The sequence below is a fragment of the Microcystis sp. M53603_WE2 genome (assembly GCF_030065435.1).
In genome coordinates this window covers 1-6566 of record NZ_JASJFF010000411.1, presented here as the reverse complement: position 1 = coordinate 6566, position 6566 = coordinate 1, and the positions used below count along the sequence as shown (strand labels likewise).

Sequence of the window (6566 nt, the reverse complement as noted above, 5' to 3'; positions counted from 1 at the left end):
TGGTTCTTCGTTACTTGGTATGGTTCGATAGGGGGTCATAAATCGACTAAATCCTTATCTGGTAAGAGACTTAATTGATTAGTTCGCTCTAGATCAAAAACAATCGACAAAAATCGCTAAATGCCTTTCTATATAAGGGTTACATCCAATATAACCCCCGTCCATTGCATAACACAAACCGAAGAGCCAAAAATGGGGCGAATCAGAAACAGAAGAATACAATTTCAAACTTTGGGTTAACATGAAAGGCGGCGAATATTTCTTTGCCCCTAGCCTGAGTTTTTTGAAAGAATTACAGCCTTTGCCCGAAGGGTGAAGCCACGAGTAATCATTGCTAATCAAGTATTGCGGATGCGAGAGCAAACCTCATCTATCGGAGCAACGTTGTAGATCCGAAACTTCCACCCTTGAACCGCAAAAATACCTTGAACATTACCCAGTCAATTTGATTTAACCCCATCTACGATTACTCCCATGAACCTGAAACGTTGTTTATTAGTTAGCTTAATTGCCCTTTGCTCTGTTCTCTTCTTAGGAACAAACCTTGCTTGGGCAGTTGGCGGAGGGATAGCCCCCGGCGCCCCCGGTGTTCCCTCCCTTTGGTCCTATGCCGGAAAGCAAGGCATTGGCACTTCCTATGAGCAGTATGTAAACAGCAGCTATGAAGATGATGGACCGACGAATGCCATCTCCAAGGTTTGGTTTTCCATCGCTCAAGGCATTGTCACGGAAACTGCCTATGGAGAAATTGATCGCGCTCAGATCAACGACTTACAATTCTTGGTGACGGGCAACGGTTTTTTCAATCAAGAAAAAACTGATACTAACAGCAAGGTTGACTATCTCGATAAGGATAGCAGCGGTCGGCCTCTTTCTCCCGCCTATCGTGTCGTCAATACTGCTAAAAATGGCAAATACACCATTGAAAAGCACATCTTTACCGACCCCGATCGCCAAACTTTGTTTACAAAAGTGATCTTGACCGCCAATGAGGATAATATTACTCCCTATATTCTCATTAATCCCCACCTGAATAATACCGGGAGTCAAGATGTGGCTTTTGTCAGAAGCGATAGCCTCAATGCTCGCGAAGGTGAGACTGTTTACCTGAGTTTAAAAAGTTCATCTCCTTTTGTTAAAACCTCAGCCGGATATGTTGGTAACAGTGATGGCTATCAAGATTTAATGAAAGATGGAGTCATGGACTGGACCTATGATTATACCAATCAGAATCAGCCAGGCAATGTGGCGATGATGGCCCAATTGCCCACCCTCAATCAAGGTCAAACCTCCACTTTTAATCTTGTCGTCGGCTTTGGCAGCAGTTACGCTCAAGCAACAGCACAAGCAGACGCTTCTTTAAGTGAGGGTTACGATAGCCTGTTGGCGAAATACAACGGCAAAGGCAATGCCGTAGGATGGGAAGACTATCTAGCCAGCCTTAGCAATATGCCCGCTATGATTGCCAACACCGGTGACAAAGGTAAACAGCTTTATGCTAGTGCTTTTACCCTGAAAAGCATGGAAGATAAGGAAAATGCCGGGGCTTTAATTGCTTCTTTATCTGTTCCCTGGGGAGATACCGTTAATGCTGATGGCTTTGCCACCGGCTATCGGGCAGTTTGGCCGAGAGACTTTTATCAGGCGGCTATGGCTTTGTTAGCTTTAGGAGATCGAGAAACCCCCTTAGCGGCTTTTAAATATCTGCCAAAAGTCCAAGTAAAATCAGACACTCCGGGTAACTCCGGCGCTACCGGTTGGTTTTTACAAAAAACCCACGTTGATGGCGAATTAGAGTGGGTAGGAGTCCAGATGGATCAAACGGCGATGCCCATTATGTTAGGTTGGAAATTATGGAAAGCCGGAATTCTCTCGGATAGTCAAATCAGTAACTGGTATCCCACGATGTTGAAACCCGCCGCCGAATTTCTCGCTAATGGCGGCCAGGTAAATATTAGTATCAATACCAGCAGTGGTTATCAATCAAATCAGCGCCAGATTAATCCACCCCAAACCCATCAAGAACGCTGGGAAGAACAATCGGGCTATTCCCCTTCCACTATAGCCGCAGAGATTACTGGGTTAGTGGCAGCGGCTGATATTGCTCAAAATGCAGCTAATGATCCCGGTGCGGCCGCATTCTATTTGAAACAAGCAGATGAATATCAAAAGAATGTGGATAACTTTATGTTTACCACCACTGGACGGGCTACCCCCTGTCAAGAATCTGGTCAATATCTGCTCAGAGTTAGCCCTGACGCCAATCCTAACAATGGCAGTGTCATCCACGACAATAATAGTCTTCTTAAAGCTGATGAACGCCAAATCTTAGATGGCGGTTTCTTGGAACTGGTGCGTTATGGTGTCCGAAAAGGAGATGATCTGCACATTGCTGAAACTGTTTGTGCCTTCGATAATGCTAATCTCGAAGAGAGTTTAAAGGTTAAGTACAACTTCACTTTTGATGGTAAGGAGTATCCAGGATTCCGACGCTATGGCAATGACGGCTATGGCGAACAAACCAATGATGGTAGCAATTTTCGTGATGTTAACGATGGTCTAAAAAATCTTCGCCGCGGACGGGTTTGGCCTTTCTTTACCGGCGAACGAGGACATTATGAACTTGAGTTAGCCAAAGCCCAAAATGGAGGCAACCTTAGCGATCAAGATGTTGCCAAAATTCGTGATACTTATGTTCGAGCTATGGAATATTTTGCCAACGAAAGCTTCATGCTTCCCGAACAAGTTTGGGATGGTGTCGGTGATAATAGCACCCATAATTACGTCACGGGAGAAGGGACTAATAGTGCAACGCCTTTAGCTTGGACTCATGCTGAATATATCAAGTTAGTCAAGTCACTGACCGACAAGAATATTTGGGATTCTTACTCGATCGTCAAGGCGAGATATCAATAGATTTGTTGCCCATGAGCTAACCAAAAGTATAGTCATTTCAGATAAGTCTGATACATTCTAGACCGACAAAATCCTTAGGAACTCTGGGATTGATATTCTCAATCTTAATTGAAATGACTATAACTGTTGCGGGGGCAGGAGAGAATCGGCTTGTGGCTTAAACCTCGAACCTGCTTAAGAAGCTCAAGGCTGCAATACCAGTAAATTCCTATCCCGCGTCAACTCTTACTTAGGGTTTGTGGCAAAAAGTTTTTCATGGGGGCAGGGTGTGGGGTTTGGGGTGTAGGGTTTTAGCGATTTTCAGGTGGTCAACTACCTAATTTTCAGGGAAAAAGTCCCTGAATTTTCCCCCCGATCACTCCCAGAACTGGTACTTTTTGATTGACAAAAAGTCTAAAAGGCTTACCCAACAAGGTTTTTAGATTTATTCAGCAAACCCTACTTATTCATTTTGAACAACCCCCAGAGAAACAATGAAGTTATCATTATTAAACCAATTTTTTCAAGAAAACAATGGACAGTTCTCTTCTGTGAGAGCGCAAACTTGGCTAGTTATCCTCTGCTTTTGTGCAGATTGGATTGTGCATATCGTCAGAGATCAAGCATTTGTTCCTGATATCTCGATCGTCGGGATTGTTTTGGGAGTTCTCGGATTGAAAGTAACTCAGAAATTCGCTGAGGATAAACCTCAACAATAGAAAAATATTCAAATTTTTGAGGAGAAATTTGATGGCTGATCACTCTTTTCAAAAACCAGACAACAACCAATGTAATAATAGCGATGTCTGGAAAGATGACCCTTATAATGCCACTGTTAAAGTTGACATTATAAGTGACAAAAGGCACTTTTCTTTGGAGACAACTGCACCATTTGAAAACAAACTATCCGACTCTCAGAGGGAAATTTATCAAGATTATCTGCCTAACCCAAGAACAATTGAAGAATTGCCCTCCAGTCCCAATCTCCAAAGCAATCGGCTCTGGTTTGATGCTCTCTATGCTTTAGCTTTACAAGAAGTGCGGGATGCTTCAGTTAACCAGATCAGTGATGGAGCTTTCAATGATGGAAACCCATTACCCGCACCAGAAGGCGGCTTTTTTGAGACGGGCTTGTTTTGGACCTATGTTTGGACAAGAGATACTTCCTATGCTGTCGATCTCGGTTTAGGAGTTCTCGATCCAATTCGGGCTTTAAACTCTCTCAGCTTTAAACTCTCCGAACGCCGCGAAGGTGGCGGACTGCAAATTGTCCAAGATACCGGCACTGGGGGAAGCTATCCCATCTCAACTGATCGCGTGGTTTGGTCTTTTGGGGCGAGGACTCTGTTACGACAACTACAAGGTGAGCCAAGGGATAATTTTGCGAGAAAAGCCTACGAAGCACTCAAGAATACGATCGAACAGGATCGTCAAGTTATCTTTGAACCTCAAGATGGACTTTATCGAGGGGAACAGTCATTTTTAGATTGGCGGGAACAAAGTTATCCCCAATGGGTAGCCGAAGATCCAGTACAAATTGGAATGTCTAAAGCTCTTTCTACTAATGCTTGTCATCTTTCGGCTTTACTTTTAGCTGCGTCTTTGGCTGGGGAGTTGGGGGAACCCGAAACCAAACAAAAGTATAGTAAATGGGCTGAGGAATTGCGTCAAGCTATCCGCACTCACCTGTATTTGCCAGATAAACAGCTATATTCAACTTTTATTACAACAGCTTTCGATTTTCGACCGGCTCACCAATACGATTTATTGGGCAGTTCCCTGGCCATTCTCCTCGATATTGCCGATCAAACCCAAGCAGCCCAAATTGTCGCCAACTACCCTCATCTACCACAAGGCGCTCCGGTAATCTGGCCTCAACAAAGGGATATACCAATTTACCATAACCAAGCTATCTGGCCCTTCGTCACTGCCTATTGGCTTAAAGCCGCCAAAAAAGTCAAAAATGATGCAGCCGTTAATCTGGGAGTTACCTCTTTAATCCGAGGAGCAGCACTGAGCTTATCCAATATGGAAAATTTTGATGCCGTGAGCGGATTAGTTGAACTGCAAAATCAACCAGCCAAAGAACCTGTGGTTAATTCACCCCGTCAGCTTTGGTCGGTGGCCGGCTATCTGTCTATGGTCCATGAGCTAATTTTTGGATTATCTTGGACCGATGCGGGATTTAGTGTTTCTCCTTTTATCACAAGAGAGTTACGCAATACTCTCTTCCCTGACTCCCAGAAATTAGTTCTCAATCGCCTGCCCTATCGAGGTCATCAAATCAATATCGTGATCAATTTACCCCCGATTAATGGGGAAAATAAGGGGGCATACAGCCTAGGAGAAGTCTATCTCAACCAGGAGTTAGTTGTCGGAGAAATTGCTGAATCGATGCTGGCATCTGAGAATTTTATTGAGGTAAATTTAGTCGATCAAGATGTGCAAAGTGCCTCAATTAATTTAGTTGATGATTTACAAGACTATCGAAAAAGATATGCTCCTCGCCCACCAGTAATCGAAGCGATCACCGCTAGTCAAGGTAACTTAGAAATTTTCTTTAATTTGAATCAGGAAAATACTGACGAGGTGGTGGTAAATGTTTATAGGGATGGCCGGTTGGTGGCGGAAAAAATTAAGATTTTTGATCAGCGCGGTTCCTGGCAAGATCAAGATACTAAAGGTAGCCAATCACCAAGCTACTGCTATACACTAGAAAGTGTTTATCTTAACAGTGGAACTATTTCTCAACGGGCTAAACCTGTTTGTTATTGGGGAGTAAATTCTGAGCGGGTTTATTCGGTTACAGCCCAGGAATTTAGGGCGATTGGCCGTAATCCTTCCGAAGCTCATGGACAAGTATATTTTGATAATTGGGGGAAGCCAGATGATAGTTTAACCGTCGATATCAAGGCTAAGTATAGTGGTACTCATGGTATTCAGGTGATAGCTGGAAATGGTGCTGGACCAATTAATACAGGAGTTACTTGTGCCGTTAAACGAATGCAAATGAAAGATTCAGAAACTGATACAATAGTTGCTGATAGTTATCTGGTGATGCCCCAGCTTGGCAACTGGAATCGCTGGCTAGAGTCATCTTTAATTTTGACCAAAGTTGACTTGAGTGTCGGACATAGTTACACAATTAAGATTTTTAGCGACGAGCAGGCAATTAATATGTCTAGTTTCGCTCATTATCAAAACTACACTGGCAACAATGGTATTGGTGGTGTAAGCGGGAGTTATAATTATGTCAATATCGCTGCGATCAAACTTCTCTCCTTTTCGGGAAAGATTACCTAACAAAATGACTTAGAGATTTAAAAAGCAACCCTTCAGGAGTAACATAATGAGTCAAAGTCAAACCGGTGTCAAATTAGTTGATTGGCAGACCGTCTCTCAAACCAACTACGATGCTGTCATCGTCGGCGGCGGAATCGCTGGAGCGATTACGGCCAAACAATTGAGTGAACAGGGAAAACGAGTTTTAGTTCTTGAGGCGGGAACTGGTGAAGGTTTAACCCTTGAAGCCCACATTCCGCACCCTAAGTGTCACAACGTCTCAAAAGAGGAAGGGGCGTGAGTCAAAATACTTATCTAGAGGAGTGAGTTGGCGGCAAGCTGCCGGCAACTAAGCCGAAAATTTCAGAGTTCCCCCGGTCATTCTCAAT

The 6566-nt window shown here is 43.7% G+C and carries 4 protein-coding genes; all 4 read left to right on the top strand.

Annotation, left to right across the window (positions count from 1 at the left end):
* Positions 1-474 precede the first annotated feature (474 nt).
* Positions 475-2916, top strand: coding sequence for a glucan 1,4-alpha-glucosidase (locus tag PX481_RS08630; protein ID WP_002762512.1), 2442 nt, complete (start codon positions 475-477; stop codon positions 2914-2916).
* Positions 2917-3389: 473 nt separating this feature from the next.
* Entirely contained in the window at positions 3390-3614 is a 225-nt protein-coding gene (locus PX481_RS08625; RefSeq protein WP_002762514.1) for a hypothetical protein, read from the top strand.
* Between the two features lie 31 nt (positions 3615-3645).
* Complete coding sequence (locus PX481_RS08620; protein WP_288026458.1) at positions 3646-6198, top strand: alpha-L-rhamnosidase-related protein; 2553 nt, start codon at positions 3646-3648, stop codon at positions 6196-6198.
* A gap of 46 nt (positions 6199-6244) precedes the next feature.
* Positions 6245-6478 (top strand): FAD-dependent oxidoreductase, encoded by a 234-nt coding sequence (locus PX481_RS08615; protein WP_288026460.1) that lies wholly within the window; start codon positions 6245-6247, stop codon positions 6476-6478.
* Positions 6479-6566 lie beyond the last annotated feature (88 nt).

Excerpts from the sequence above, each read along its gene's own strand:
- PX481_RS08620 (WP_288026458.1), top strand. The coding sequence starts at position 3,646 with ATGGCTGATCACTCTTTTCAAAAACCAGACAACAACCAATGTAATAAT.
- PX481_RS08625 (WP_002762514.1), top strand. The coding sequence starts at position 3,390 with ATGAAGTTATCATTATTAAACCAATTTTTTCAAGAAAACAATGGACAG.
- PX481_RS08630 (WP_002762512.1), top strand. The coding sequence starts at position 475 with ATGAACCTGAAACGTTGTTTATTAGTTAGCTTAATTGCCCTTTGCTCT.
- PX481_RS08615 (WP_288026460.1), top strand. The coding sequence starts at position 6,245 with ATGAGTCAAAGTCAAACCGGTGTCAAATTAGTTGATTGGCAGACCGTC.